27 protein-coding genes are annotated in these 25,812 nt (G+C 72.5%); 13 read left to right on the top strand and 14 right to left on the bottom strand.

What is annotated here, in order from left to right:
- Positions 1–8: 8 nt before the first annotated feature.
- On the top strand, positions 9–1,265 hold the full coding sequence (locus GA0070619_RS27845) for a molybdopterin molybdotransferase MoeA (protein ID WP_088950762.1): 1,257 nt from the start codon (positions 9–11) through the stop codon (positions 1,263–1,265).
- Entirely contained in the window at positions 1,262–1,690 is a 429-nt protein-coding gene (locus GA0070619_RS27840) for a molybdenum cofactor biosynthesis protein MoaE (RefSeq protein WP_088950761.1), read from the top strand. Before GA0070619_RS27845 ends, GA0070619_RS27840 begins: the two co-directional genes overlap by 4 nt.
- 4 nt (positions 1,691–1,694) lie before the next feature.
- Here GA0070619_RS27840 and GA0070619_RS27835 read toward each other — a convergent pair whose 3' ends face one another.
- Positions 1,695–3,140, bottom strand: a complete 1,446-nt coding sequence (locus GA0070619_RS27835) for a glycosyltransferase 87 family protein (RefSeq protein ID WP_088950760.1) — start codon at positions 3,138–3,140, stop codon at positions 1,695–1,697.
- 215 nt (positions 3,141–3,355) lie between these two features.
- Positions 3,356–3,901 (bottom strand): DoxX family protein, encoded by a 546-nt coding sequence (locus tag GA0070619_RS27830; RefSeq protein ID WP_088950759.1) that lies wholly within the window; start codon positions 3,899–3,901, stop codon positions 3,356–3,358.
- A gap of 133 nt (positions 3,902–4,034) precedes the next feature.
- Between GA0070619_RS27830 and GA0070619_RS27825 the strand changes: the two genes are divergently transcribed.
- On the top strand, positions 4,035–4,583 hold the full coding sequence (locus GA0070619_RS27825) for a GNAT family N-acetyltransferase (protein WP_088950758.1): 549 nt from the start codon (positions 4,035–4,037) through the stop codon (positions 4,581–4,583).
- Between the two features lie 21 nt (positions 4,584–4,604).
- Here GA0070619_RS27825 and GA0070619_RS27820 read toward each other — a convergent pair whose 3' ends face one another.
- The 3 genes from GA0070619_RS27820 to GA0070619_RS32905 form a co-directional block, all read right to left on the bottom strand.
- Positions 4,605–5,846 (bottom strand): ATP-binding protein, encoded by a 1,242-nt coding sequence (locus GA0070619_RS27820; RefSeq protein WP_088950757.1) that lies wholly within the window; start codon positions 5,844–5,846, stop codon positions 4,605–4,607.
- Positions 5,847–5,983: 137 nt separating this feature from the next.
- Positions 5,984–6,433: an LppU/SCO3897 family protein gene (locus tag GA0070619_RS33985; RefSeq protein WP_088952100.1), complete on the bottom strand. Its 450-nt coding sequence runs from the start codon at positions 6,431–6,433 to the stop codon at positions 5,984–5,986.
- A 374-nt stretch (positions 6,434–6,807) separates the two neighbouring features.
- Positions 6,808–7,356 carry an LppU/SCO3897 family protein gene (locus GA0070619_RS32905; protein ID WP_172862249.1) on the bottom strand — a complete coding sequence of 183 codons (549 nt, stop codon included), beginning with the start codon at positions 7,354–7,356 and terminating at the stop codon, positions 6,808–6,810.
- Positions 7,357–7,749: 393 nt separating this feature from the next.
- Here GA0070619_RS32905 and GA0070619_RS27805 point away from each other — a divergent pair, with 393 nt between their 5' ends.
- Together GA0070619_RS27805 and GA0070619_RS27800 are read left to right on the top strand one after the other, a co-directional pair.
- On the top strand, positions 7,750–8,754 hold the full coding sequence (locus tag GA0070619_RS27805) for an EamA family transporter (RefSeq protein WP_172862131.1): 1,005 nt from the start codon (positions 7,750–7,752) through the stop codon (positions 8,752–8,754).
- Positions 8,755–8,764: 10 nt separating this feature from the next.
- The gene (locus GA0070619_RS27800; protein WP_088950756.1) at positions 8,765–9,406 is read left to right on the top strand and encodes an A24 family peptidase; all 642 of its coding nucleotides are present in this window, start codon (positions 8,765–8,767) and stop codon (positions 9,404–9,406) included.
- Between the two features lie 78 nt (positions 9,407–9,484).
- Here GA0070619_RS27800 and GA0070619_RS27795 read toward each other — a convergent pair whose 3' ends face one another.
- From GA0070619_RS27795 to GA0070619_RS27775, 5 genes are all read right to left on the bottom strand, one after another.
- Positions 9,485–12,673 carry a UvrD-helicase domain-containing protein gene (locus GA0070619_RS27795; protein WP_088950755.1) on the bottom strand — a complete coding sequence of 1,063 codons (3,189 nt, stop codon included), beginning with the start codon at positions 12,671–12,673 and terminating at the stop codon, positions 9,485–9,487.
- 61 nt (positions 12,674–12,734) lie between these two features.
- A complete protein-coding gene (locus tag GA0070619_RS27790) occupies positions 12,735–13,982 on the bottom strand; it encodes a metallophosphoesterase (RefSeq protein WP_088950754.1) in 1,248 nt (415 codons plus the stop codon).
- 13 nt (positions 13,983–13,995) lie between these two features.
- Positions 13,996–14,250, bottom strand: a complete 255-nt coding sequence (locus GA0070619_RS27785) for a MoaD/ThiS family protein (protein ID WP_088950753.1) — start codon at positions 14,248–14,250, stop codon at positions 13,996–13,998.
- 3 nt (positions 14,251–14,253) lie between these two features.
- On the bottom strand, positions 14,254–15,267 hold the full coding sequence (gene moaA / locus GA0070619_RS27780; RefSeq protein ID WP_088950752.1) for a GTP 3',8-cyclase MoaA: 1,014 nt from the start codon (positions 15,265–15,267) through the stop codon (positions 14,254–14,256).
- Positions 15,264–16,178: a fructosamine kinase family protein gene (locus GA0070619_RS27775; protein WP_088952097.1), complete on the bottom strand. Its 915-nt coding sequence runs from the start codon at positions 16,176–16,178 to the stop codon at positions 15,264–15,266. Before GA0070619_RS27775 ends, moaA begins: the two co-directional genes overlap by 4 nt.
- A 174-nt stretch (positions 16,179–16,352) precedes the next feature.
- On the opposite strand from GA0070619_RS27775, the gene GA0070619_RS27770 reads away from it, so the two are divergent.
- The 4 genes from GA0070619_RS27770 to GA0070619_RS27755 all read left to right on the top strand — a co-directional run bounded on the left by GA0070619_RS27770 (position 16,353) and on the right by GA0070619_RS27755 (position 19,072).
- The gene (locus GA0070619_RS27770; RefSeq protein WP_088950751.1) at positions 16,353–17,399 is read left to right on the top strand and encodes a DUF4192 domain-containing protein; all 1,047 of its coding nucleotides are present in this window, start codon (positions 16,353–16,355) and stop codon (positions 17,397–17,399) included.
- A gap of 49 nt (positions 17,400–17,448) precedes the next feature.
- Positions 17,449–17,700 (top strand): hypothetical protein, encoded by a 252-nt coding sequence (locus GA0070619_RS27765; RefSeq protein ID WP_088950750.1) that lies wholly within the window; start codon positions 17,449–17,451, stop codon positions 17,698–17,700.
- Positions 17,697–18,095 (top strand): hypothetical protein, encoded by a 399-nt coding sequence (locus GA0070619_RS27760; RefSeq protein ID WP_088950749.1) that lies wholly within the window; start codon positions 17,697–17,699, stop codon positions 18,093–18,095. Before GA0070619_RS27765 ends, GA0070619_RS27760 begins: the two co-directional genes overlap by 4 nt.
- Before the next feature lie 263 nt (positions 18,096–18,358).
- Positions 18,359–19,072: a GAP family protein gene (locus tag GA0070619_RS27755; RefSeq protein WP_088950748.1), complete on the top strand. Its 714-nt coding sequence runs from the start codon at positions 18,359–18,361 to the stop codon at positions 19,070–19,072.
- On the opposite strand, the gene fdhD is transcribed toward GA0070619_RS27755, so the two are convergent.
- Complete coding sequence (gene fdhD / locus GA0070619_RS27750; RefSeq protein ID WP_088950747.1) at positions 19,062–19,916, bottom strand: formate dehydrogenase accessory sulfurtransferase FdhD; 855 nt, start codon at positions 19,914–19,916, stop codon at positions 19,062–19,064. The two genes, GA0070619_RS27755 and fdhD, sit on opposite strands and share 11 nt — an antisense overlap.
- 152 nt (positions 19,917–20,068) lie before the next feature.
- Between fdhD and mobA the strand changes: the two genes are divergently transcribed.
- From mobA to GA0070619_RS27735, 3 genes are all read left to right on the top strand, one after another.
- Positions 20,069–20,692 carry a molybdenum cofactor guanylyltransferase gene (mobA, locus tag GA0070619_RS27745; RefSeq protein ID WP_088950746.1) on the top strand — a complete coding sequence of 208 codons (624 nt, stop codon included), beginning with the start codon at positions 20,069–20,071 and terminating at the stop codon, positions 20,690–20,692.
- A complete protein-coding gene (locus GA0070619_RS27740; protein WP_088952096.1) occupies positions 20,689–20,955 on the top strand; it encodes a DUF6457 domain-containing protein in 267 nt (88 codons plus the stop codon). Before mobA ends, GA0070619_RS27740 begins: the two co-directional genes overlap by 4 nt.
- 81 nt (positions 20,956–21,036) lie before the next feature.
- Positions 21,037–22,143, top strand: coding sequence for a T3SS (YopN, CesT) and YbjN peptide-binding chaperone 1 (locus GA0070619_RS27735; protein WP_088950745.1), 1,107 nt, complete (start codon positions 21,037–21,039; stop codon positions 22,141–22,143).
- Here GA0070619_RS27735 and GA0070619_RS27730 read toward each other — a convergent pair.
- Entirely contained in the window at positions 22,140–23,096 is a 957-nt protein-coding gene (locus GA0070619_RS27730; protein ID WP_088950744.1) for a zinc-binding dehydrogenase, read from the bottom strand. The genes GA0070619_RS27735 and GA0070619_RS27730 overlap by 4 nt on opposite strands.
- 71 nt (positions 23,097–23,167) lie before the next feature.
- Entirely contained in the window at positions 23,168–23,629 is a 462-nt protein-coding gene (locus tag GA0070619_RS27725) for an Lrp/AsnC family transcriptional regulator (protein ID WP_088950743.1), read from the bottom strand.
- Positions 23,630–23,688: 59 nt separating this feature from the next.
- Between GA0070619_RS27725 and ddaH the strand changes: the two genes are divergently transcribed.
- Entirely contained in the window at positions 23,689–24,522 is an 834-nt protein-coding gene (ddaH, locus tag GA0070619_RS27720) for a dimethylargininase (protein WP_197699576.1), read from the top strand.
- A gap of 67 nt (positions 24,523–24,589) precedes the next feature.
- Here the strand turns inward: ddaH and GA0070619_RS27715 are convergent, their stop codons facing one another.
- Positions 24,590–25,777: an ABC transporter substrate-binding protein gene (locus tag GA0070619_RS27715; protein WP_088950741.1), complete on the bottom strand. Its 1,188-nt coding sequence runs from the start codon at positions 25,775–25,777 to the stop codon at positions 24,590–24,592.
- Positions 25,778–25,812 lie beyond the last annotated feature (35 nt).

Raw genomic sequence — 25,812 nt, 5'->3', positions numbered from 1 at the left:
CTCGGTCGGTGAGCACGGAAACCGCACCCACCGCGGATCGGGTCGTCGCACCTCCACCAGCCGGCTGGGAGGAAGCGCGGTCGCGGGTCTACGCGGTCGGTCTGGCCGCCGCGCTGCCCGCCGTCGCCCGACCGTTGGCCGACATCGACGGGTCCACCCTTGCTGAGCCGTTGACCACCCGCACCGACCTGCCCGCCTTCCCGACCTCCAGCGTGGACGGCTGGGCGGTGCGCGGCACCGGCCCGTGGCGGGTCGTCGGCCGGGTGCTGGCGGGCAGCACCCCCGCGCCGCTCACCGAGGACGGCACGACCGTCGAGATCGCTACCGGTGCCATGGTGCCCGAGGGTGCCAGCGCCGTTCTGCGCGTGGAGGAGTCCACGACCGTCGACGGTCTGGTCCGCGGCACTCCCCGGGAGACGCCCGAGTGGCGGCAACCCGGGGAGGAGGCGTACGCCGATGAGGAGCTGTTGCCGGTCGGCACGCCGGTCGACCCGGCGGTGATCGGCCTGGCGGCCTCCTGTGGGCACGACACACTGCGGGTTCGACGAGCGCCGCGCGCCGCGCTGCTCGTCTTCGGTGACGAGCTGCTGACCGCCGGCCCGCCGGCAGCCGGTCGTGTCCGGGACGCGCTGGGCCCGGCGGTGCCCGGGTGGCTGCGGCGGTACGGCTGCCAGATCCGCCCGTCCGACGTGGTCGGCCCGGTGGCCGACACGCTGCCCGCGCACGTGGCGGCCCTGCGCTCGGCGTTGGCCGGCGCCGACCTGGTGTGCACCACCGGGGGCACGATGAACGGCCCGGTCGACCACCTGCACCCGACCCTGGAGGCGCTGGGCGCCGACTACGTGGTCAACACGGTCGCGGTCCGGCCGGGTTTCCCCATGCTCCTGGCCCGGCTGGCCGGGCACGACGGGCGGATCCGCTTCGTGGCGGGGCTGCCGGGCAACCCGCAGTCCGCCATCGTCGCGCTGGTGTCGCTGGTGGCGCCGCTGCTCGCCGGTCTGCAGGGCCGCTCGATGCCGGTGTTGCCGCAGGTCACCCTGGCCGAGGCGGTGCCTGGTCGCGGTGACCACACCCACCTGGCGCTGGTCCGACTGGACCGGGCCGCCGGCACCGCGACTCCGGTGCGACACGTCGGTTCGGCGATGCTGCGTGGCCTGGCCGGCGCGGACGGGTTCGCCGTCATCAGGCCCGGCACCAGCGGCGAGCCGGGTGACCGGGTGCCCATCGTGCCACTGCCGCTGCTTCCTGGGGAGCGTGTTTCATGACCGCACCGGCGATCACCTTCGGCGAGGTCACCGACCAGCCGCTCGACCTCGCCACCCACGAGGCGGCGGTCGCCGACCGTCGGGCCGGCGCCGTGGTCTCCTTCCAGGGCGTGGTCCGCGACCACGACCACGGGCGTCAGGTCACGAGCCTGGAGTACGAGGGGCACCCGAGCGCCGCGCAGGTGCTGCGCGAGGTGGCCGCCGAGATCGCCGCGGAGCCCGACGTCTACGCGGTGGCGGTCTCGCACCGGGTCGGCCCGCTGGCGATCGGTGACGTGGCGCTGGTCGCCGCGGTGAGCACCGCCCACCGGGCGGCGGCCTTCGCGGCCTGCGCCCGGCTGGTCGACGAGGTCAAGGCGCGCCTGCCCATCTGGAAGCGGCAGGTCTTCACCGATGGCACCGATGAATGGGTCAACTGCCCCTGATCGTTCAGCGGCGGCCGTTGACCAGCACGGCCCTGGTGATCCGGTCGCCGTAGAACGCCGGCTCCGCACCGGGCCGCCAGGGCAGCGCGGCGACGAGCACGATCAGCGCGACCGCGAGCGAGTTTTCCATCAGCGCTCCGAAGAGACCGTCCTGGTAGTGCGACATCTCCGGTAGCTGGTGCTCGTACGGCCAGATCGGGGAGATCAGGAAGAGCAGATAGAGCCCGATCGCGGCGACCCCGTGACGGAGCCCGGTCAGAGTGGGATACCAGATCGGTGGGCGGAGCCCGTTGACCCCGGGCAGCCCGCCGAACACCGTCCCCTGGCCGGTGCGCTGGGGCATCCCCCGACTGGCCTCCCGGCGGCGCACGGCGGCGTCGGCCAGCACGATGATCGCCGGGATCACCCAGACCAGGTGGTGGGTCCAGGAGATCGGGCTGATCACGTTCGCGGTCAGGCCGACCAGCGTGAACGCGGTCAGCTCGTCACCGTCGGCACGGGAACTCGCCGCCCGGGACAGGCCCAGCGCCAGGATCAGCACCGAGAAGGCGAACCAGAGCAGCCCGGGGGTTTCGATCGAGTCGTACAGCCGGGCGAGCAGACCGGCGAGGGACTGGTTGGGTGTCATGTCCGCCGCGCCGACCCGTTCGGTCTGCCAGAGCACACTGCCGAAGTACGCCCGCGACTCGTCGCCGACGATCGCGAAGCTCGCCACCGTCACGCCGATCGTGGTGCCGATGGCGGTGGCTGCCACCCGCCACTGGCGGGTGATCAGCAGGTAGGCGATGAACAGTGCCGGGGTGAGCTTGACCGCGGTGGCCAGGCCGATGCCCGCGCCAGCCCAGGCGCCGCCGTAGAGGAAGCGCAGCAGGGGACCGTCGGTCGCGGAGTAGTGGGTGCCCCGGCGGGAGCGCCAGCGCAGGCCGATCAGGTCCGCCATGATCAACGCGAACAGCAGGATGTTGACCTGGCCGTAGCCGAGGGTCTCCCGGGCCGGCTCGATGGCGACCGCGAGCGGCACCGCCAGGGCCACGACGAACCACAGTGGCCACGCCAGCCGATCCACGATGGGGCGGAGCAAACCGGCCAGCACCAGCGCCAACGCGGCGATGCTGGCGGCGGCGTTGACCATGCCGGCCATGCCGATCGGGAGCTGCGCCATCGGCAGCATGACCAGGCCGGCGAAGGGCGGGTAGGTGAAACCGAGTGTGGTTCCGGGCGCGATGAACTCATAGAGCTCATGACCGCTCGCCCACCACACCACGGCACCGTGATAGATCTTCATGTCGAAGAAGTTGTACGGCCGCCCGAAGGTGCCGATGGCAAGCCATGCGGCGTAGGCGACGGCGGCCACGATGGCGCCCCGTACGACGTTCCTGCGATCGATCCCACGCGTCACGCGTTGGATTGGGGCGAGGCGGTCCGCCCGTCTACCGACAGCCGTCGGCATGGCGTGGCCACCCCCATACCAAGGTCGTCCTACCCGTCCAGGTCCTGCACGGAGCCTAGAACGGCGCCTCACGTCAGTGCCTCCCGCGTTATGCGACCGTGTCCGATCCCACACATGTTTTTGACATTTCCACCGCGTTAACGCCTACCGGGTGGTTCAGGTAATTCGCGGCCTTAGCGGGGGGTGGGGGTGGCACGGAGACGGATCGACGCAGGTCAGCCGGGGAGGCGACGTGCGGTGGAGGCGGATCGGACGGCGATCCGGGCCTCGCGCCGGGCCGTACGGACGGCGCGCTGCATGGAACGTCGAGAATGGCCGATGCGGTGGCCGGTGCGCCAACGCAGACCCGGCTTGCCCTCGGTGTCGGCCGCGGCCAGCAGCAGACCCCCGAGGAGACCGAGGTTCTTCAGGAAGTGGACCTTGTTCGTGTCACGGGTGACCGGGTCGTCGTCGTTCCAGAAGGGATGCCCGGCGATGGTCGTCGGCACAATCGTGCCGGCGAGGACCAGTGCGGCGGGCCGGGTGAGCCGTCCGGTGGCGAGCATCAGCCCGGCGCCGAGCTGCACCGCCGAGTTGAGCCGGATCAGCTGCACGGTGTCGGTGGGGATGCGGGGGTTCAACTTCTGCAGTGTCGGGGCAACCCGGTCGGTCACTGGCGCGGCCTTCTTGGCCAGCCGCTCCGGGGAACGGAGGTTGCGGTAACCGCTGACCACGAAAATGCCGCTCAGCATGACTCGGGCGAGGGAGCGTACGGGCGTCATGGATCAGTCATACCCCTTCGCGACGTTTGCTACCCCGCCAACGGCCGGATCGGATCGGTGCTCGTACACGTGCGCCACGCCGATTCGAGCGACCGTCACGGATGGACCGGCTGCGGAGGGTAACGTCGCGCGGGTGACCACGCTGCGGCTACGCCCCGAGGACCCGGCCGACGCCGGCCCGGTACGCCGCGTGCTGGCCGCCGCCTTCGCCCGCCCCGACGTGGCAACGCCGCCGGAGGTGATCCTGGTCAACGAGTTGCGCGGCACCCCCGCCTGGCTGCCGCAGCTGGCCATGGTCGCCGAGTACGGCGGCGAGGTGGTCGGGTACGCGCTGCTCACCCGGGTGCGTGTGCGGCCGGAGCGAGGCTCGGACGTGCCCGTGCTGGCCCTCGGCCCGGTGGCGGTCGCACCGCACCGGCAGCGCGTCGGGCACGGCACGGCGGTCGTGCAGGCCGCACTGGACGCCTCCACCGAGCTGGGCGAGCGGCTGGTCGTGGTCCTCGGTGACCCGGCCTTCTACCGCCGGTTCGGCTTCAGCCCGGCAACGGAGCTGGGCCTGACGGGCCCGTGGGCTGGTCTCGGTGAGCCCTGGCAGGCGTTGGTGCTGCCGCCGTCCACCAGCGAGGAGGGCCCCCCGCCCCGCGGCGAGGTGCTCTTTCCGACGCCCTGGTCGAAGGTCTGACCCTGTCGCCCCGGTCGGCGGTCAGGCCGGTTGGGTGCGCAGGTACCTGCCGAAGTGCGGCACGGTGAAGGCAACAGTGCCCCGCTCACCGGAGTAGATGAGCCCCTTCTTGATCAGCGCGTCCCGCGCCGGCGAGAGGCTGGCGGGCTTGCGGCCGAGGGCCCGGGCGATCTCGGCGGTGGGCACGGCCGCATCCATGTCGTCGCGGACCACCGCTCCGGACTCGCCCTCGACCGCGGACATCGTGGCCATCGCCCGCATGTACTCGCGTTCGGCGGGGGTGGCCCGTTCGAACCGGGAGCCGAAGAACCCGACCGCCAGCTCGGCCTCCGCCTCGGGCGCGGCGACCCGTACGTCGGCGGCGGTGATCGGCGAGCGCGGGGCGTGATCCCAGGTTGCCTTGCCGTACGCCTGGACGAAGTAGGGATAGCCGCCGGACTTCTCGTAGAGCAGGTCGAGTGCCTTCTGCTCGTACTCGACCTCCTCGCGTTCGGCGGGCGCGCAGAGCGCCTGGTCGGCGGCGATACGGTCGAGCCGGTCGATGCGCTGGTAGCGGAACAACCGTTCGGAGTAGGACTTGGCGGCGCTGAGCACCGCCGGCAGGTGCGGCAGGCCGGCGCCGACGACGATCAGCGGCGCGCCGAGCTGGGACAGCTCGTGACAGGCGGCGCAGAGCGCCGACACGTCCTCCGGGCCGAGATCCTGCATCTCGTCGATGAAGATGGCGATGCCGGTGCCCACGTCACTGGCCACTGCGGCGGCGTCGCTGAGCAACTCGACCAGGTCGATCTCGATGTCGCCGGAGTCGGCGCGGCCGCTGGCCGCCGGCACGTCGATGCCGGGTTGCCACCGGTCGCGCAGCTTCGGGGCGACACCGGCCCGGCCGGTCGGGGCGGATCGTTGGGCGAAGGCCTTGAGGACGCCGAGGAACGCGTCGATCCGATCGGGCGCGCGGTGTCGGGGGGCGAGCTCCCGGACCGCCATGTGCAGCGCGGCGGCGACCGGGCGACGCAACGACTGGTCCGGACGTGCCTCGATCTTGCCGCTGCCCCAGAGGCGGTTGATCGCCTGCGACCGGAGCGTGTTGAGCAGGACCGTCTTGCCGACGCCACGCAGCCCGGTGAGCATCAGGCTGCGTTCGGGGCGCCCCCGTGCGATGCGTTCCAGCACGATGTCGAAGACGTCCAGCTCCCGCCCCCGCCCGGCGAGTTCGGGCGGGCGCTGGCCGGCGCCCGGCGCGTACGGATTGCGGACGGGATCCACGCATCGGAGAGTATCGGGCCATCTAGCTGCGGGGCTAGACATGGATAGATGGGGCTACCGGCGTGTCGACACCGTCGAGACAAAACTAGGGCTGTCTAGCTTGGACGCTAGACAGCCCTAGTTTCGGCAATCGTGAGCTACCGCTTCTTCAGACAGAGCACGTAGTCGAACAGGTCGACCGAGTTGTCGTGCACGTAGTTCGCGGTCGCCTGCGGCGCGAGCGTCTCGCACCGGTCCCCGTCGGTGGTCGCCGGAATCCGCAGCAGCACCTGGTAGGTGTTCGGACCGCACGGCACCTTGCGCAGCTCCGCGTTTTCCTCGGTGCCCTCGTTCACCACGCAGTCGCCCCTGGCGAACTCCCGGGCCGGGGTCGGTGCCGCCGACGGCGGTGCGTCGCTGGGCAGGGCGGGTGGAAAGACCGGCGCGCTCGACGACGGCCTGGGCGCGACGTCGTCGCTGGCGTCGGCGATCTTCCAGACCGCCCAACCGGCCAGGCCGAGGCACGGGCAGAGCACGAGCAGCACCACCAGCGTGACGATGAGGGCGATCCTGCCGCCGGTCTTCTTCACCGGTGCGGCGGGCGGCATCCCGTAGCCGCCGGGAGGCGGTTGACCCCACGGCGTGGGCTGCTGACCCGGCATCGGACCGGCGGGCGGGAACGGACCGGGCGGTGGATAGCCCGGGCCGGAGGTGGGCGGGGGCGCCCACATCGGCGCGGTCGGCGGCTCCGGGTTGGCGGTCGGCGGTGCCCACATCGGCGCGGTGGGCGGCTCCCCACTGCTCGGTGCCGGGCCCCACTCCTGCCGGGTCGGATCCTCGGCGGGCGGCGGCGGGCCCCACTGGGGCACTGTCGGATCGACCGGTGGCGAGCCGTCGGACCCGGTGGGTGGGCGTTGGTAAGGGTCGTCCGGCTGACCGGAGCCCGCTGGTCCGTAGGTCGTCATGTCATCCCCGGGTGGTCTCAGCGTTGCTTGAGGCAGAGGACGAAGTCGAGGGTGTCCAGCTCGCTGTCGAAGAAGTACCAGTTCGTGTAGCCCTCGACCTTGCCGCACTTGGCCTCGGCGTCCCGCTCGCCGCTGGTGGCGCCGTCGATCCGGCTCAGCACCTCGTACGACTTCGCGGCGCAACCGCTGATCACCAACTTGGGCTTGCCGCCTGCGGCGCCCTCGTTACGGACGCACTGGCCGACCTTGGCGAAGCGGGGATCGGCCGACGACTCCGGCGCTGCGGCACTCGGCGCCGGCTCGGCAGCGTCCGTGCCCGCGCTGGGGTCACCGGCGACGGCCGAACCGGACGGCGCGGCCACCGGCGCCGCGTCGTCGCCCTGCCCGCGCAGGAACCAGAACGCACCGCCGGCCACCACCACCAGCAGCAGTACGACGGCCAGCACCGCGATCAGCGGCCCTCGACCGCGCCGGCGCGGTGCCGGAGCCGGATCACCACCGTAGGGATCGCCGCCGTACGGATCGCCCTCCGGCCGGTACGGCTGCCCGCCGTACGTCGGGTTCACCCCTGTCGACCCGTACGAGCCGCCGTAGGGCGCACCGGGTTCGCGACCGTAGGGCGTCTCGGCCCCGCCGTAGGGGGCACCCTGCTCACGGCCGTAGGGCGGCTGCGCTCCGCCACCGTAAGGTGCGGCGGGTGGGCCGTTGTACGGCCCGGGATGCCCCTGGGGTGCGTGCGGGTAGGACGGGACCGCCGGCGGGTAGGGCTCCGCTGCTGGCGGGTACGGCTGCTGCACCGGCCGTCCGGGCGTCTCGTCGGGTCGTTGTCCACGCCACGGTCCCGGGTTGCCGCCACCCGGTGGTCCGTAGTTCGTCATGCCGCCCTCCTGCACGAGTGGTGAGAGGCCGGCCACCAATGCGGGACGCCGACTCCGAGGTCACCGTAGCGTGGTCCACTGATGAGCTCACCTCCACCGAGCGCCGCAGCCCTCGCCGGCCGCCGCGCCGGCGCCACGCCGACCCTGATCTGGACCGCGTTGATCGTGGTCTACCTGCTCTGGGGTTCCACCTATCTGGCCATCCGCATCACAGTGGAGACGCTGCCACCGCTGCTGTCGGCCGCACTGCGGTTCGCCGTGGCCGGACTGATCCTGGCGGCGGTGCTGCGGCTCCGCCGAGGACCCGGCGCACTGCGGGTGGACCGCCGGCAACTCGGCTCCGCCGCGCTGGTCGGGGTGCTCCTGCTCGCCGGCGGCAACGGACTGGTGGTGCTCGCCGAATCCGGACCGCCCGGGGTGGCGGTGCCCTCCGGCATCGCCGCGCTGCTGGTCGCGACCGTCCCGCTGCTCGTGGTGCTGTTGCGCTCCGCCAACGGGGACCGGCCGCCGCTCTGGACGTTCGCCGGGGTCACAGTGGGTTTCGCCGGTCTGGTCCTGCTGGTGCTGCCCGCCGGCAGCTCGGACGCCGTACCGCTGGTGGGGGCGTTGACCGTGGTGGCAGCGGCCACCTCCTGGTCGGTCGGGTCGTTCCTGTCCGGACGGATCCGGATGCCGGCCGACCCCTTCGTGGCCACGGTGTACGAGATGGTGGCCGGCGCGCTGGTGTTGGCCGTCGTCGCCGCCGGTCGGGGCGAGTTGGGGGACTTCCACCCGGCCGCGGTCAGCACCCGATCCTGGCTGGCGTTGGGCTACCTCATGGTGGCCGGCTCGCTGGTCGCGTTCACCGCCTACGTCTGGCTGCTGCACAACGCGCCCATCTCGCTGGTGTCGACGTACGCCTACGTCAACCCGGCGGTCGCGGTGGCCCTCGGCGCGCTGCTGGTCGCCGAGCCGATCACCCCGCAGGTGCTGCTCGGCGGTGCGGTCATCGTCGCTGGGGTGGCCCTGGTGGTGAGCACCGAACGCCCCCGTCGGGTGAGCGCGGAAGCGCGATCGGGGACCGCGCCGACGGGCGACCACAGCTAACGTCCGGCTCATGCCGACCGCTGCACTGGTCGGGGTGGCGTTGCTCGGCGGGCTGGTCGGTCTCGTCGTACCCTCGCTGGCCCGGCGTTTCGCGACCCCGCCGACCCGGCCGCGACCTGTGCGCGGTGCCTGGGTCCTGCTCGGCCCGACGGTGGCGGCCGTCGTGTACGGCAGCCTCGCCGTCGCTCGGGGTGACGACCCGGCGCTGCCGGTGTTCCTCGCGTTGGCGGCGGTGGGGCTGGTGCTGGCTGCGGTCGACCTGGCCTGCCTGCGGCTGCCCAACCCGCTCGTCCTCGCCGCCGGGTTGCTGGCCCTCGCCGGCCTGGCCGGCGTGGCGGTGCTGGCCGACGACCCGGACCGGCTGCTCGGCGCGCTGGCCGGCTCGGTCGTCGCCGGGGCGGCGCACGTGCTGCTGGCCTTGCTCCCCGGCTCCCGGCTGGGCTTCGGGGACGTGAAACTCGCTGCCGTCCTCGGCCTGCCGCTTGGCTGCCTGGGCCGGGACGCCCTGCTCACCGGGCTGATCCTGGCGCATGTGCTGCATGGTGCTCTGGTGCTCGGTCTGCTCGCGGCGCGGCGGGTACGTCGGGACACGCTGCTGCCGCTCGGGCCGGCTCTGCTCGCTGGCGCGTGGCTCGGCGTGCTCGTCGGCTGACCGGCGTTCCTCAGGGTGATGCCCCGGCGCCCCACCGGACCGATCGCCGGCACCGTGGCCGGGACGGCGTGGCGATCGTCAGATCAACCGGAGCTGGCGGTCCTTCGGACGGCGCGGCTCGGCCTCACCGAACCGCTCGAACAGGCCGGGGTCGATGACGCCGAGGAACGGTGACGGGGCGCAGTCCCGCTCCACACCGTGCCGGGTCCGGCGGGCCGCGTGCGTGACGTACAGCCGGTCCTGGGCGCGGGTCAGGCCGACGAAGAAGAGCCGCCGCTCCTCTGCGACCGCGTCCTCGTCGGGCGTGGAGCCCGGCCAGCGCAGCGGCAGCAACCCGTCCTCGACGCCGACCAGGAAGACCACCGGGAACTCCAGGCCCTTCGCGGCGTGCAGGGTGAGCAGCGTGACCGCCTCCGCGCGCGGATCGAGCGCGTCCACCTCCGCTCCGGTGGCCAGTTGCGACAGGAACGTCTCCAGGTCGTCGCCGCAGCGCCGGGCCAGCGGGGTCAGCAGGTCCACGGCCGAGCGGACGTCATCCGGACGGACCGTGCTGGCGGCGCCGTCCAGGGTGGGCACGGCGAACCGCTCGGCGACCACCTGGCCGGCCAGCCGCACCCGGGCGGCCAGCGAGCCGGCCAGCCCGTCGGCGTGCCGCAGCTCGCGGGCGATGGCCGCCACCCCGGGCCGGTCCCGCAGCCGGTCGTGTGACCGCTTCTGCACCGGGATGTTGGCCCGGGTCAGGGCGTCGACGACCGGCGCGGCCTGCGCGTCGGTGCGGTACAGCACGGCGATGTCGGAGAAGGACAACGAGGTGGACCGGCCGTCGATCCGACCCGAGTCCAGCGAGCGGTGGGACAGCCCGCCGACCAGTTCGTCGACGGTACGGACCACGAAGTCGGCCTCCTCGGCCACCGACGCCGCCGGGTAGCGCCCGACCAACGGGGCCTCCGGGTCGAGCCGGGCCGGGTCCAGTCGCCGGCCACGAACCAGCGAGGACGGTGCGATGGCCTGCACGGCGGCGGCCAGGATCGGCGCCGATGAGCGGTAGTTGCGGTTGAGCCGCACCAACCGCGCGTCCGTGAAGTCCGCGGAGAAGCGCAGGAAGTAGCCGACGTCGGCGCCCCGGAACGAGTAGATCGCCTGATCCGGGTCGCCGATCGCGCACAGGTTGCCGTCCGCCGGGCTGAGCAGCCGCAGCAGCTCGTACTGCGTCGCGTCCACGTCCTGGTACTCGTCGACGAAGATCCACTGCCAGCGGTCCCGGTAGCGCGCGACCAGCTTCCGATCGGCCCGCAGCAACTCCACCGGCAGGCTCACCAGCTCGTCCAGGTCGACCAGGTCCTGCTTGCGCAGCAGCGCCGCGTAGCTGGCGTTGTCGTCGCCCGCCTCCGCGCGGGCGGCCGCGCGCTCGGCGTCGTCGGCGATGCGGAAGTCGGCCGGCAGGCCGGCCGCGTCCGCGTTCTCCCGCAGGATGGTCAACCCCAGCGCGTGGAACGTACCGACGGTGACGTCCTCGGCGACCGGGCCGAGCAGGGCGTCGAGGCGGTGCCGCAGCTCCTCGGCGGCCCGGCGGGTGAACGTGATCGCCAGGCAGTGCTCGGGGAAGACGTTCAGCTCCGCGCAGAGATAGGCGATCCGGTGGGTGAGCGTCCGGGTCTTGCCGGTGCCCGGACCAGCCACGATGAGCAGCGGACCACCGGGTGCGGAGGCGGCCACCCGCTGCATCGCGTCCAGCCGGTCCAGCAGGCCGGTGCCGACCTCCTCCATCCCGGAGAGCATCGGCTCGAACGGTTCGTGGGGAGACGGCGGCGACGCGATCGGCGGTGCCGGCGCCGGCTTGCGCTTCGGCTCCGCCCTGGCCGCCGCCGGGCGCTTGGCCGTGGCCTTGGCCGCCGGCTCCGCGGGTCGCCGCTGCGCCGGCACGGGTACGTCGAACAGGGTCTCCTGTGCCGTGCCCGCGTGGGCGCCCAGCTCGGCCGGGTCGAAGAGGGTGATCACCCCGTATTCGCCGTCGTAACCCGGCACCCGGCGGACGTCGCCGCGCCGCAACCGCCCGATGCCCTCCGCGAGCAGCTCGCCACCCGCCTGCGCGATGTCGCTCAGTGGCGTCGTCGTCAGGATCTCCAGCTCAGGGCCGAGCGCGGCGAGAAGCTCGTTGAACCGCCCCTCGACCTTCTTCGACCGGGCACCCACCTTGTTGATCTCGCCGAGGATCTCGGCCAGCGGCACCAGGTGGGTGACGTCCCGGGCGTGCGCCGGCCGGTGCCCCTGCGGTCGGTCGGCCAGCTCCTCGATGCGGCTGAGGACGCCGACGGTGAGCGGCTTGCCGCACTCGGGGCAGCGCCCGCCAGCCGCGCGAGTGCGCTCCGGGGACCAGTTGACCCCACACAGCCGGTGCCCGTCCGCGTGGTACTTGCCCTCCTCCGGGAAGAACTCGATCGTGCCGGCCAGGCCGTCGCCCGTCCGCAGCGCCTCCCGGACGGCGAAGTAGTCCCGCTCGGCGGTCAGCACCGTCGCCTCCCGCCCCAGGGCCGGCGGGGAGTGCGCGTCCGAGTTGGACACCAGTTGGTAGCCGTCCAGGCTGCCGACCCGCCAGTTCATCGCCGGATCGGAGGAGAGACCGGTCTCCACGGCGAAGATGTGCTCGGCCAGGTCGGCGTAGCAGTCCGCGATCGCGTCGAAGCCAGACTTCGAGCCCAGCGCGGAGAACCACGGCGTCCAGATGTGCGCCGGCACCAGGTAGCCGTCCGGGCTGGCCTCCAGGGTGATCTCCAGCAGGTCGCGGGAGTCCAGGCCGAGGATCGGCCGGCCGTCCGAGCCGAGGTTGCCGATCCGGCCAAGCGCGGTGTTGAACCGCGCCACCGCGTCCAGGTCCGGCAGGTAGATCAGGTGGTGCACCTTGCGGGTCCGGTCGTCCCGCTTGTAGATGGTGGAGATCTCCACGCTCAGCATGAACCGGACCGGGTCCGCCTCCGCCGTCCCGGCGAGCCGCGGCGGCAGCCGGCGGGCGATGTCCCGTTCCGACTCGGCGTCCAGCCGGTACAACCCCGGCTCCGCCGGGCGCAGGGTCTCCCGTAGGTGGTCGTACCAGGCGGGGTGGGTGAAGTCGCCGGTGCCGAGCAGACCGATGCCCTTACGCCGGGCCCACCACGCGAGATTCGGCAGCGTGAGGTCGCGGCTGCACGCGCGCGAGTATTTCGAGTGGATGTGCAGGTCCGCGACGAATGGCGGGAGGCCACCGGGGGGTACGGCGCTGAACGGAGGCACGCCGCATCCTGTCACGCCCGCCGCGCCGGCCGCCCGCCGCCACGCGCGGACGTGACCTCCGCTATGCCGAGCGCAACTCGACCAGACTGATCTGCGGCTCGGCGCCGACCCGGACGGGTGGCCCCCAGAAACCGGCGCCGTTGGTCACGTAGACCTTGGTGCCGTCGACCTCGCCGAGCCCGCTGACCACCGGCTGCTCCAGCCGCACGGCCAGGTTGAACGGCACCATCTGCCCACCGTGGGTGTGCCCGGACAGTTGCAGGTCGACGCCGTACCGGGCCGCCTCAACCGCGGCCAGCGGCTGGTGGGCGAGCAGCACCACCGGGCGACTCGGATCACGGTCACCGAGCGCGGCGGCGAAGTCCGGCCCGGCCGCCAGGCCGCTGTCTCCCGTGGCGTCCAGGTCGTTCACGCCGGCCAGGTCCAGCACGCCACCCCGGGCCTGGATCTCCTGACGCCGGTTCTGCAGGACCCGCAGGCCCAGACGGTCGACCTCCTGGACCCACTCCTCCACCCCCGAGTAGTACTCGTGGTTGCCGGTGACGAAGAAGCTGCCGTAACGGGAGCGCAGGTCGCGCAGCGGCGCCGCGGCCGAGCCGAGTTCGGCGACCGAGCCGTCGACCAGGTCCCCGACGACCGCGACCAGGTCCGCGTCGAGGCGGTTGATCGCGGCGACGATCCGCTCGGTGTGCGCGCGGCCGCGCAGCGGACCGAGGTGGATGTCGGAGACGGTGGCGATGCGCAGGCCGTCCATGCTGCGGGGGAGCTTGGCGAGCGGGATCTGCACCCGGTCGAGTCGTGGTGGGCCGAGGGCGGTGCGGACGCCGTACCCCACGGTGCCGGCGGCGGTGAGGCCGGCGAAGATGGCCGCCCCACGGGCCAGCAGCAGCCGGCGGCCCGGGTCGTGATCCGGTGCCGCGACGGCGCCGGCGGCCGGCGGGTCGGTCGGCCCGGCGGCACCGACCAGCACCGGCTCGGGCGCGGCGGCGGTCGGCTCCGCGGCGACCACCCGGCGACGCAGCACCAGCCGGGTGACCAGCATCGGCACTTCGAGCACGATCAGCACCACGAGCAGGTAGAACATCAGCGCGAGCCACACGTAGCCCGGCCAGGCGAGCCAGTAGAGCCCGGCCTGCGTCCCGGCGAGGGTGACCGGCACGAGCAGCGCCAGCACCAGGGCGGCGATCGCGCCGATCCGGCGCCAGCGGCCCGGTGTGGTGGTGTCCCGAACGAGCCGCTTCCACAGGTAGAGGTGGATCAAGCCGGTGATCAGGGCCAGGACGGCCACGAACCCCAGAACCGCCAACATGCGTGCGCCTCCCTCAGCCGCCCGCGAACGGGGGCAGGACATCGATCGTGGCCCCGGCCGGCAGGGGTGCCTGACGATCATGACAGGTGACGCCGTTTACCAGGAAACTCGCCACTCGTAGCACTGCGGCGAGCCGGTCGCCGTGGCGTCGCACCAGTTCGGCCGTGAGGTCGTCGAGGGATCGGCTGGCGGGCAGGACCTCCTCGGTCTGGCCGGCGGCGGCGCGGGCGCCCGCGAAGTAGCGGACGGTCAGCGGGCCCGGGGTCACGGCTCAGCCCCCGATCGCGGACATCGGCCGGGTCGGCTGGAGGAAGGTGGGGTCGTCGATGCCGTGCCCGGCGCGCTTGCCCCACATCGCGGTGCGCCAGCGTCGGGCCAGCTCGTCGTCGTCCACGCCGGTGCGCAGGGCGGCACGCAGGTCGGACTCCTCGGTGGCGAAGAGACAGGCGCGGACCTGGCCGTCCGCGGTCAACCGGGTGCGGTCGCAGTCTCCGCAGAAGGGGCGGGTGACACTGGCGATCACACCGACCCGGGCGGGGCCGCCGTCGACCAGCCAGGTCTCCGCAGGTGCCGCGCCCCGCTCCGCCGGGTCGGGACCGAGGTCGAAGGCGGTCCGCAGGGAGGTCAGGATCTCCTCCGCGGTGACCATCGTGCTGCGGTCCCAGCCGTGCTGGGCGTCCAACGGCATCTGCTCGATGATTCGCAGTTGATAGTCGTGGTCGAGGGCGAAGCGCAGCAGGGCCGGCGCCTCGTCGTCGTTGACACCGCGCATCAGCACAGAATTGATCTTCACGGGACTGAGCCCGGCGGCCGCCGCACCGGCGAGGCCCGCCAGCACCGCGTCGAGGCGGGGACGGCGCGTGAGCCGGGTGAACCGGTCCGCGTCCAGAGTGTCCAGTGAGACGTTCACCCGGTCGAGGCCGGCGGCGCTCAGCGCCGGGGCCAGCCGGTCCAGCCCGATGCCGTTGGTGGTCAGCGAGATCCGAGGGCGGGGCTGCAACGCGGCGACCGCGGTCACGATGCCGACCAGCCCGGGCCGGATCAGCGGTTCACCGCCGGTGAACCGCACCTCGGTCACACCGAGCCGCTCGACGGCCACCCGGACCAGCCGGACGATCTCCTCGTCGGTCAGCAACTCGGGGCCGGCCAGCCAGGGCAGACCTTCGGCCGGCATGCAGTAGGTGCAGCGCAGGTTGCACTTGTCGGTGAGGGACACGCGCAGGTCCCGGGCGACGCGGCCGTACCGGTCGACGAGGACCCCGTTGGTCCCCGGGGCGGCGCTCACCTGTCGACCGTAGCGCGCTCGGCGCCGCCCAGGGCGGCACGGGCGGTCTGGACCACCACATCTCGGTAACTGCCGCCGAACAGGGCGGTGTGCACGAGCAGCAGATGCAGTTGATGCAGTGGCACCCGCTCGCGCCAGCCGTCCGGCAACGGCCAGCTCTCCTGATAGGCGGCCAGCACCCGATCCAGGTGGGGGATGCCGCCGAAGAGGGCGAGCTGGGCAAGATCCGTTTCCCGGTGCCCGCCATGCGCCGCCGGATCGACGAGCCAGGCCCGGTCGTCGGCGCCCCACAGCACGTTGCCCGGCCACAGGTCGCCGTGGATGCGGGCGGGTGGCTCGTCGCCGCCGAGCCCGCCGACCCGCTCGATCACCCGCTCGATCACTGTGACGTCGGCGCTGGTCAGCGCAGCGGCGTCGACCGAGCGCCGCAGGTAGGGGGTGAGGCGTCGCTCGGCGAACCACGTCGACCAGGGCCCGTCGGTCGGGGTGTTGTCCTGGGGAAGTGACCCGATGAAACCGGACCACGCGGCGCCGAAGGTGGCCGCACCCGCCCGGTGCAGCTCGGCCAACTCACGGCCGAAGCGGTCCGCGGCCTCCGGCGTCGGCTCGCCGGGCTCCACCCAGTCGAGCGCCAGCAGGTCCGGCAATGCCACGACCACCTCGGGTACGCCGACAGCGCCGGCCTCCCGCAGCCAGCGCAGGCCGGCCGCCTCGGCGGCGAAGAAGCCCTCCGGCGCCGGTCGGTCGGCCCCCTCCGGCCAGGACTTGGCGAAGACGGAGTGGCCGTCGTCCAGGGTGAGCCGGGCGGCAGCACAGATGTTTCCGCCGGCCACCGGCGTCTCCCGGAGCCGCTGATGGGTCCGGAAGGTCGGCAGGTGTGCCGGGTGCGCGCGCAGGTACGCCAGGTCCATCAGCGCACCGTAACCGCTCCCCACGACAGCACGGTCCCGCCCGAGGACACCGACACCGTTCCGACAACCCGTAGGTGCGGGCTGAACAGGTAAAACACTCTGAGTAGCTGTGGATAAGCCGCGTGTCATCCACAGGGTCTGTCGAGCCGCGCGGACCCGCCGCACGCTTCCGTCATGACCTCGACCGACCGCCCCCAGCTCGCCGTCCGCTCACCCGCCGACCTGATCGCCGCGGTGCCGTACCTGCTCGGCTTTCATCCCACCGACAGCGTGGTCGCCGTGGCGTTGCTCGGTCGGCAGATCATCTTCGCCGCTCGTGCGGACCTGCCCGACCCGTCGACCGACCAGGTCGAGCGGGCCCGGCACCTGGCCGGTGTGATCCGCCGGCAGGGCGCGGAGGCCGCCACCGTGGTCGGCTACGGGCAACCCGATCGGGTGACGCCGGCCGTGGACGCGGTGCGCGCCGCACTGAGCGCCGGCGGGATGGACGTGCTCGACGCGCTGCGGGTGACCGACGGCCGGTGGTGGTCCTATCTCTGCACCGAGCCCGACTGCTGCCCACCCGAGGGCCGGCGCTACGACCCCGACGCCAACCCGTTGACCGCATCCGCTGTCTTCGCCGGCCAGGTCGCGCTCCCCGACCGGGCCGCCCTCGTGGCGCAGGTGTCACCCGTGGACGGCTCGGCCCGGGAGGATGCGCGCGCGGCGACCGCTCGGGCCCGGCTGAGGCTGGCCGAGCTGATCGAGCAGGCGCCCGAGAGCGATCTGCTCGGCGGTCGTGCGGTGCGTTCCGCAGGGGTGACGGCGGTCCGCGAGGCCCAGCGCCGGCAGCGACGTGGTGAGCGGCTCGACGACGACGAGGTGGCCTGGTTGAGCCTGCTGATGACCCACCTGCCGGTCCGCGACCACGCCTGGGAACGCACCGACGGTCGGGACCGGGACATCGCCCTCTGGACCGACGTGCTGCGTCGGGTCGAGCCGGAGTTGGTTGCCGCCCCGGGCGCGCTGCTGGCGTTCGCGGCGTGGCGAGCGGGGCAGGGGGCGTTGGCGGCGGTCGCACTGGAACGCACGTTGAGCCTGCACCCGGACTACTCGCTCGCCGTGCTGCTGGACGACCTGCTCCGCCGCGGCGTGCCCCCGTCCGAGCTGGATGGCTGGCCGTCGGTCGGAATGCCGGGCGTGGTCCGTCCCCGCAGACGGGGCCGACGTGGCCGCCGCTGACCAGCGTGGTAATACCGTGGGTGCTACCACAGTGGGTAGGCTGCCGGGCATGACCGTGAAGCGCTCCGTGAGCCTCCCCGACGACGTCGCGGAGTGGCTCGACCAGCAGCCCAACGTCTCGGCCGCGATCACCGCTGCGGTGCGCGCCCAGATGGCCGCCGGGCATCTTCACGAGGTGCTGCGGCGAGCCGGCATTGAGCCGACCGAGGCGGGCCGGGCGCGGTGGCGGGCGCGACTGGCCACACCGATTCCGGCGGACGCACTGGCGGAGGGCCGCCGGATGCTGGGACGGGCCGGATGAGCGATCAGATCGCGGCCGTGTTCGACGCGTCGGCGTTGACGGCCTACATCGAGGGCAACGTCTCGGTAGGGGAGCTGATGCTGGAGGTCGCCGACGAGGGCAGGCAGGTTGCCGTCCCGGCCGCCTGTCTGGCGGCCGCCATCGCGGGCGCGGGCGACGAGGTCGGCGCGGCGCTGCTGGCCCTGATGATGAGCGCGCCGGTGATCTGTCTGCTGCCGCTCGACGCAGCCGAGGTGCGGGACACCGGCACGTTGGCCCGTGCCGTTGATGGAGACATCTCGCTGGGTCAGGCCGCCAGTGCGGCACTCACCCACGAGGCGCACTACGCGACAGTGCAGCCCAAGCTGGCGGCGAAGGTGCTGCCGACCAACTGGAGCATCCTCGACCTGGCCTGACCTGGCCTGACCAGGCGACCCGGCGGCGAGGCCATCGGCGTGCGGCGTCCAAGTGGGCGGCGGGCCGGCTTAATCGACTCGGGCTTGATCGACTCCGCTTTCCGGAACTCGGGGTGTCCCCGCTGCTGCGATACCCCGATTTCAACGAACCCGAGTCGATCACAGATCCGTGCGCGAAGGTCCAGGGCATCCGTCGAAGGATGTAGGCGGTGCTCCTGTCCACGGCCGACGCGGCAGCGCCACAACCACCGGAGAATGATCTCGTGACCCCCGAATTGCTGCTGTCGCTGGCCGGGCTGGCGTTGATCGACAGCACCAGCATCGGCACCCTCTTCATCCCGATCTGGCTGCTGCTCGCGCCCGGCACGGTCAACGCGCGGCGGATCCTCGTCTACCTGGGCACCATCGCCCTCTTCTACTTCGCCGTCGGGCTGCTGCTCGCCGTGGGTGGCAGCCAGCTGGCCGACGTCCTCGGCGGGGCGATGGACAACCGGCCGGTGCTCTGGGCGCAGCTCGTTCTCGGCGTTGGGCTGTTCGCTCTCAGCTTCCGGTACGACGGGAAACGCCGGCCACGCGGCGGCGGGGTGCTGCGGTGGCGGGACCGGGTCACCGCCGGTGACTCCTCGATGCGCTGGCTGGTGGGGCTGGCGCTACTCGCCGCGCTCGCGGAGGTGGCGACGATGCTGCCGTACCTCGGTGCGGTCGGTCTGCTGACCACCTCCGGGATCGGTGCTGCGGAGATCGTGGGGTTGCTCGCTGCCTACTGCGTGGTCATGGTCCTGCCTGCGGTGCTGCTGCTCGGGGCGCGAATGGCGTGGCCGAGGCTGGTCGAGCCGGTGCTGGTGCGGCTCAACGGCTGGATCGCACGCCACTCCGGCGGCATGCTCGGCTGGGTCCTCGGCATCGCCGGTTTCCTGGTTGCCCGCGATGCCGTGATCCGGCTGGGGCTGCTCGACGAGCTGGTGATCAGACTGTGACCCGTTCGGGACGGGCGTAGACGTTCATGGTGTTGCCGCGCAGGAAGCCGACCAGCGTCATGCCGGCCTCCTCGGCCAACTCGGCGGCGAGGGTGCTCGGCGCGGACACAGCGGCCAGCAGCGGCAACCCCGCCATCCACGCCTTCTGGGTCAGCTCGAAGCTGGCCCGTCCGGAGACCAGCAACAGGTGCCCGGCCAGCGGCAGCCGCCGTTCCCGCACCGCCCAGCCGATCACCTTGTCCACGGCGTTGTGCCGGCCCACGTCCTCCCGGAGCACCACCAGCTCACCGTCCGGGGTGAACAGCCCCGCCGCGTGGAGTCCGCCGGTCCGATCGAAGCCGCGCTGGGCGGCGCGCAGCCGGTCCGGCAGTTCGGTGAGGAGGGCGGCCGGCACGCTGAGCGGATCCTCCGAGACCGGGAACAGCGACCGGGTGCGGACCGCGTCGATGCTGGCCTTGCCGCAGACCCCGCAGGAACTGGTCGTGTAGAAGTTCCGGGACGGATCGGTGGTCGGTTCCGGCACACCGGGCGCGAGCACCACGTCCACCACGTTGTACGTGTTCGGCGTTTCCGCGCCGGCGCAGAGCTGTGCGGTCAACACGTCATCCGTCGACCGGATCAGCCCCTCGGTCAGCAGGAACCCGATGGCCAGGTCCAGGTCGTCGCCCGGGGTGCGCATCGTGACGGCGAGCGGTCGCCGGCGGCCGGGACCGGCCGCACCGACCCGGATCTCCAGCGGCTCCTCCACCGCGAGCGTGTCCGGTCGGCGGACCGACCCGCGTCCGTCAGCCGCCGCGTCCAGGTCGATCCGGAGTACGCCCCGTCGATCAGTTGCCCGTCCCATCCCGCCATCCTCCACCCCAGGCCGGCACGCCCGCACGGCCACCGGCCACCAGGCACCGGCAGCGAGCGCGTCTGGGCATCCACACGGCCAGCGCCGTCTGGGCATCCACACGGCCAGCGCCGTCGGGGCGTCCACACGGCTACGGTGGCCGGATGGGGACGTACGCCGCCGTGGTGCTCGCGGGTGGGGCCGCCCGACGGATGGGCGGAGTCGACAAACCCGCGCTTCCGGTCGGTGGCCGGCCGATGCGAGACCGGGTGCTGGCCGCCGTCAGCGATGCCACGCTCCGGGTGCTGGTCGGTTCGGCCGACGCCGTCCCCGCAGGCGTGCGGGTCATCCGGGAGGAGCCACCCGGCGGCGGACCGGTCGCCGCAGCGGCTGCCGGCCTGGCGCTGCTGGATCCCGACACGGCACTTGTCGCGCTGCTCGCCGCCGACCTGCCGCTGCTCACCCGCTCCGCGATCGGAAAGTTGCTGGGTCACGTCGCCGAGGAGGCCGCGGCAGGCGGTGGCGAGCGACGGCCCGACGGGGCCTGCTTCGTCGACGGGGACGGGCGGCGGCAGTCGCTCTGCGGTGTCTGGCGCGTCGCCGCGCTGCGCGCCGGGCTGGACCGGCTGGCGGTCGAGCGCGGCGGCAGCCTGAGCGGGGCGCCGGTCCGGGCGTTGCTGGCCGGGCTCGTCGTACGGGAGGTGCCCTGGTCCGGCGACGGCCCGCCGCCCTGGTTCGACTGCGACACTGACGAGGACGTACGCCGGGCGGAGGAGTGGGCGCGATGACGGTGATGGACGACTGGGTCACGGCGGTGTGCACGGAGTTGGATCTGGATCCGGCCGGTGTGCCCGTGCCGGCGGTGCTGGATCTGGCCCGGGACGTCGCCCACCAGGTGCTGCGGCCCGGGGCGCCGGTCACCGCGTACCTCCTGGGGTTGGCGGTTGGTCGAGGGGCGGACCCGGCCGATGCCGCGGCCCGGGTCAGCGCGCTGGCGGGCACCTGGCCCGTCGAGCTGGGCGCCGACCCTGCGGACCCGACGGCGCCCTGACCGCCGTTGTCCGATCCCGGTCCGGGCTGATTCGGCCCACGGGCGGCGTGGGTAGGGTGATCGTGACGGACGGAGGCGATCATGACGGCTGACCACCCCTCGGCGCCGCACGATGAGCTGCCTGGCGCTACGGCTGAGCCGGTGGAATCGATCCTGCTCGACGAGCCCAGCACCACCGACCTGCGGGCGAAGGTGACCGAGGCGTGGCAGGAGTTCGCTCGCGCGCTCGCCGTGCGACTGCGGGACCTTCCGGTGGGGGCGCATCTCGACGTGACGCTGGACCCGACCGCCTCCGGCACCGGAGACGCCGTCTACTCGATCAGCGTCGACGTGGATGCCGACGGCGTGCTGTCCGCCCGTGCGGTGGGAAACGCCGCCCTGCCGGCGGGCTACCGACTGGACCGGGGCGCGGTGGCGGACATGGTCGCGCTCGGTTGGTCCCCGCCGGGGGTGGTCCCCGGCTCCGGTGGTTCCTTCGGGCTGAACGCCACGACGGGCGAGTCGACCAGGGTCGCCACGCTGCTCTCCCGCACGCTGCGCGACGTCTACGGTGCTCCGCACCCGGCCTTCCTGGTCTATCTGGTGCACGACGCCGAGGGCGAACCGCTGTCCTCGGAACCGCTCGGCACCGCGCGCAGCGAGTTCGGCCCGGACGCCGATGTCGAGGCGGACCTGGAGGAGGCGCTCGCCGAGGCGGCCGCCTCGCAGGTCGATCGGGACGACGTGCTCGACCTGGCGGACCGGGTCCGTACCGTGGTCTCCACGATGTTGAAGTCGGACACCGACCGGTTGCAGATCGACTCGGACGGCGACATCACCATCCGCGCCGGCTCGGCGATGGTCTTCGTGCGGGTGCGGGACAATCCACCTCTGGTGGACGTCTTCTCCCCGGTTCTCACCGAGGTGGAGCCGACCGAACGCCTCTACGTCAAGCTCTCCGAGTTGACCAACCGGATGCCGATCGGCCGCCTCTACTGCGCCGACGACACGGTCTGGGCGTCGATCCCGGTCTTCGGCCGCAACTTCCAGGCCACCCACCTGATGCTGGCGGTGCAGGTGATGACGGGTCTCGCCGACGAGCTGGACGACCGTCTGCACGGCGAGTTCGGCGGCAAGCGGTTCTTCGGTGAGGGCGACAAGCCGGTCCGACGCGACGACTCGGAGCACCGCACCGGCATGTATCTCTAGGACACGTCCAGCAGGGTCTTGCCGACCGTCGCGCGCGCCTCGATGGCGGCGTGCGCGTCGGCGGCGCGGTCCAGCGGGAATCGCTGGCCGATCAGCGGTCGCAGGCGGCCGGCCGCCGCGTCCGCCAGGGCCTGCTCGGTGTACGCCCGCAGCCGCGCGGGCGGCACGTCCGGCCGGATCAGTGTGACCTGCCGTGCCGTGGCGGCCTCCCCGGAGACCGGCGACCACTCCCCGCTGGCCAATCCGAAGCTGACCATGCGGCCACCCGGGTCCAGCAGCTCGAATGCCGCTCGGGCCACCGCCCCGCCGACCCCGTCGAGCACCACGTCGACCCCACCCGTCGCAGCTCGGACGCGGTCGGCCCAGTCGGGCAGGCGGTAGTCGACGGCCAGGTCGGCGCCCAGGCCGGTCAGCAGCTCCACCTTGCGGGGCCCGCCGGCGACGCCGATCACCCGGGCGCCGGCCCGGGACGCGAGCTGCACGAGGAGGCTGCCCACGCCGCCAGCGGCGGCCTCCACCAGCACCCGGTCACCGGGTTGTACGCCCACCGCCTCGATCAGCATGGTGGCGGTACGCCCGTCGGCCAGTAGTGCCACCGCGTCGTCCAGCGCCAACCCGGCAGGCACCTCGATCGGTGCGGACACGTCCACCACCGCGCGTTCGGCGTAGGCGCCGGAGCCGCCGGTGGCGCTGACCACCCGTCGCCCGATCAATGCCGGATCGACGTCCGCCCCAACGGTGGTGATCGTCCCGCCGACGCCGTTGCCGGGGATCAGCGGTGGGGTGACCTGGAACGGCCCGGAGCGACCGGAGCGCTGCTGCGTCTCGACGAAGGTGATGTTCACGTGCGCGACGTCGATCAGCACCTGCCCGGGGCCGGGCGTCGGGTCGGGGGCGGTGCCCGGCACCAGCACGTCGGGCCCGCCGAACTCCCGCAACCAGATCGCCCGCATGTGGTCCCCCTCGGCCTCGGCGGGCCTCGTGCCACGCCACGACCATTGCACCTGTTGAAGCGGGCTTGAGGTCAAGGTCGGGTGGAGGGACCCACGCCCGGGGATTCGACCAGCCGGGAAAGCACGATGGTGCTGCGGGTGGAGGTCACGAAGGACTCGGCGCGCAGCCGCTCCAGCGCCGCCTCCAGGTGGGCGATGTCGGCGGCGCGCAGGTGCACGAGGGCGTCCGCCTCCCCGGAGACCGTGTACGCGCCGACCACCTCCGGGTGTCGGCGTGCGGCCACCCCGATTTGTGCGGGGGTGGTCCGGCCCGCGCAGAACAGCTCGACGAACGCCTCCGTGGTCCACCCGACGGCGGCCGGATCCACGACGGCGGTGAATCCCCTGATCACGCCGGTGGCCCGCAGCCGGTCGACGCGACGCTTGACTGCCGGGGCGGAGAGTGACACCCGCGTGCCGATGTCGGCGTACGACGCACGGGCGTCGGCGACGAGTAACGCAATGATCCGCTGGTCTACCGCGTCTATCTGCAACGTTCCGCCTCTGGGAAGCAACGGTTGTGGCTGTTACCAAAGTTCAACGGTACCTACTCTTGGTGACCGTGAACCAGCACCGAGTCCCGCGAAAGCGGACATATCTCTTGTGCTCGCCGGAGCACTTCGCGGTTGAGTACGCGATCAACCCGTGGATGGACGTGACCACCCCGGTCGACAGGGACCTGGCCGTCAAACAGTGGGACCGGCTGCGCGAGACGCTGGTCGGCCTCGGTCACGAGGTGCACCTGCTCACCCCCGAGCAGGGCCTGCCCGACATGGTCTACGCCGCCAACGGCGGCTTCACCGTGGACGGCAGCGTGTACGGCGCTCGGTTCAAGCACGAGCAGCGGGCCGCCGAGGCCGCCGTTCACCACGCCTTCTACGAGTCGCAGGGCTGGCGGTTCATCGCACCGAGCGAGACCAACGAGGGCGAGGGCGACTTCGCGTACGTGCCGGAGGCGCACGGCGGGCTCATCCTGGCCGGGCACGGCTTCCGCACCGAGCTTCCGGCGCACGGCGAGGCGCAGGAGGCGTTGGGTCGGCCGGTGGTGTCGCTGCGCCTGATCGACCCTCGCTTCTATCACCTGGACGTGGCGCTCGCGGCCATCGACGACTCGAACGTCGTCTACTTCCCGGGCGCGTTCTCCGCGGCCAGCCAGCGGGTGCTCACCCAACTCTTCCCGGACGCGGTGATCGCCGACGACGAGGACGCGATGGCCTTCGGGCTCAACCTGGTCAGCGACGGCGCCAACGTGGTGCTCAACAGCGAGGCCACCCGGCTGGCCGGCAAGCTGAAGGCCGCCGGATACAACCCGGTGGCGGTCGACCTGGCCGAGCTGAAGAAGGGCGGCGGCAGCGTGAAGTGCTGCATCGCCGAGCTGCGGCACTGACCCGCGGACGTCTCGGGGCCGGCCTCCCACTGGGAGACCGGCCCCGAATCGTGCTCCGGGTGGGCGGTCAGCCCAGCGTGGCCAGCTCGTTGATCAGCACGTTCGACATGACCTGACCGTCGCGCTGCACCTCCCGCAGATACCACTTCTGCTGGGGCGTGCGCGGCTGGTTGAACTGCCAGATGCCGCGCGGGCTGTCGATCTGGCCGATCTTGCCGAGGGCCAGGTTGACCTGCTGCGGCGTGGGCTTCCCGCCGGTCAGCTGGATGGCCTGGTCGAGGACCTGCGCGGCGTCGTACGACGCCATCGCGTAGGTGGTGGGGGTGACCTGGTACTTCTTGCGGTAGGCCGAGGCGAAGACCCGGTTGGACGTGTTGTTCAGGTCGGCCGAGTAGTTCAGCGCGGTCTGGATGCCCAGTGCGTTGTCCTTCAGGTTCTCCAGCACGGAGCCCTCGGTGAGGAAGCCGGGTGCGTAGACCGGGCCGGCGAACTTCTCCCGAAGCTGCTTGATGAACTCCACAGCGGCAGCCCCGGCGAAGAAGCAGAAGACGGCCGTGGGCTTCTTGGCCAGTGCCTTGGTGATGTCCGAGGCGTACGTCGTCTTGCCCGGGTTGGGGTTGGCGCTCGTGTAGGTCACCGGGTCGGAGATGCGCGGGTCGGTCGCGCCGAACTCCTGCCGGAAGCCGCGCACCACGTCCGGGCTGCCGACGTTCTCCGGCATGATGATCGCGACGCGGCCGTTCGCCGGCAGCTGGTCGCGCAGGTAGCGGCCCAGCGCCCGGCCGGCCTCGTCCAGCACGTACGACGTCCGCCAGATGTAGAAGACGCTCTGCAGGCTGCTCGGTGAGGCGTTGGAGCCGATCAGCGGGACGCGGGCTTCCTCGACGGTGTCGCGGATGCCGACCATCACCGCCGAGTTGACCACGCCGGTGAGCGCCAGCACGCCCTGCTTGAGCAGGCCTTCGACGGCGGCCTTGCCGGTCTTGGCGGTGTCACCCTCGTCGGCGGTCAGCAGGTTGACGGGGTGGCCGCCCAGCCGCTGGTCGTGCAGGTCGAGGAAGACCTGGAAGCCGTTGGTGATGTCGTCGCCGATGCTCTTGAACCCGCCGCCCTGCGGCGTGATCAACCCGATCTTGACCGGGCTGCGGTCGGCGGCCGGCTGGGCGTCGGTGTCGGAGCCACACCCGGCGACGAACCCGGTGGTACCGAGCGCGGCCAACAGTTGGAGCGCCCGCCTGCGATTCATCTGCGACACCGAGTTCCTTCCAAGGAGCGTTGCAGGGCCGAACA

It is taken from the genome of Micromonospora zamorensis (assembly GCF_900090275.1).
GTDB lineage: Bacteria > Actinomycetota > Actinomycetes > Mycobacteriales > Micromonosporaceae > Micromonospora > Micromonospora zamorensis.
Note: the sequence above shows the minus strand (reverse complement) of the source record. Positions and strands in the feature narration are given on the sequence as shown.

Bases quoted from the DNA above. Each gene is read 5' to 3' on its own strand.
- GA0070619_RS27840 (WP_088950761.1), top strand. From the start codon at position 1,262: ATGACCGCACCGGCGATCACCTTCGGCGAGGTCACCGACCAGCCGCTC.
- GA0070619_RS27835 (WP_088950760.1), bottom strand. From the start codon at position 3,140: ATGCCGACGGCTGTCGGTAGACGGGCGGACCGCCTCGCCCCAATCCAA.
- GA0070619_RS27830 (WP_088950759.1), bottom strand. From the start codon at position 3,901: ATGACGCCCGTACGCTCCCTCGCCCGAGTCATGCTGAGCGGCATTTTC.
- GA0070619_RS33985 (WP_088952100.1), bottom strand. From the start codon at position 6,433: ATGCCGCCCGCCGCACCGGTGAAGAAGACCGGCGGCAGGATCGCCCTC.
- GA0070619_RS27805 (WP_172862131.1), top strand. From the start codon at position 7,750: ATGAGCTCACCTCCACCGAGCGCCGCAGCCCTCGCCGGCCGCCGCGCC.
- GA0070619_RS27800 (WP_088950756.1), top strand. From the start codon at position 8,765: ATGCCGACCGCTGCACTGGTCGGGGTGGCGTTGCTCGGCGGGCTGGTC.
- GA0070619_RS27790 (WP_088950754.1), bottom strand. From the start codon at position 13,982: ATGTTGGCGGTTCTGGGGTTCGTGGCCGTCCTGGCCCTGATCACCGGC.
- GA0070619_RS27775 (WP_088952097.1), bottom strand. From the start codon at position 16,178: ATGGACCTGGCGTACCTGCGCGCGCACCCGGCACACCTGCCGACCTTC.
- GA0070619_RS27770 (WP_088950751.1), top strand. From the start codon at position 16,353: ATGACCTCGACCGACCGCCCCCAGCTCGCCGTCCGCTCACCCGCCGAC.
- GA0070619_RS27765 (WP_088950750.1), top strand. From the start codon at position 17,449: ATGACCGTGAAGCGCTCCGTGAGCCTCCCCGACGACGTCGCGGAGTGG.
- GA0070619_RS27760 (WP_088950749.1), top strand. From the start codon at position 17,697: ATGAGCGATCAGATCGCGGCCGTGTTCGACGCGTCGGCGTTGACGGCC.
- fdhD (WP_088950747.1), bottom strand. From the start codon at position 19,916: ATGGGACGGGCAACTGATCGACGGGGCGTACTCCGGATCGACCTGGAC.
- mobA (WP_088950746.1), top strand. From the start codon at position 20,069: ATGGGGACGTACGCCGCCGTGGTGCTCGCGGGTGGGGCCGCCCGACGG.
- GA0070619_RS27740 (WP_088952096.1), top strand. From the start codon at position 20,689: ATGACGGTGATGGACGACTGGGTCACGGCGGTGTGCACGGAGTTGGAT.
- GA0070619_RS27735 (WP_088950745.1), top strand. From the start codon at position 21,037: ATGACGGCTGACCACCCCTCGGCGCCGCACGATGAGCTGCCTGGCGCT.
- GA0070619_RS27730 (WP_088950744.1), bottom strand. From the start codon at position 23,096: ATGCGGGCGATCTGGTTGCGGGAGTTCGGCGGGCCCGACGTGCTGGTG.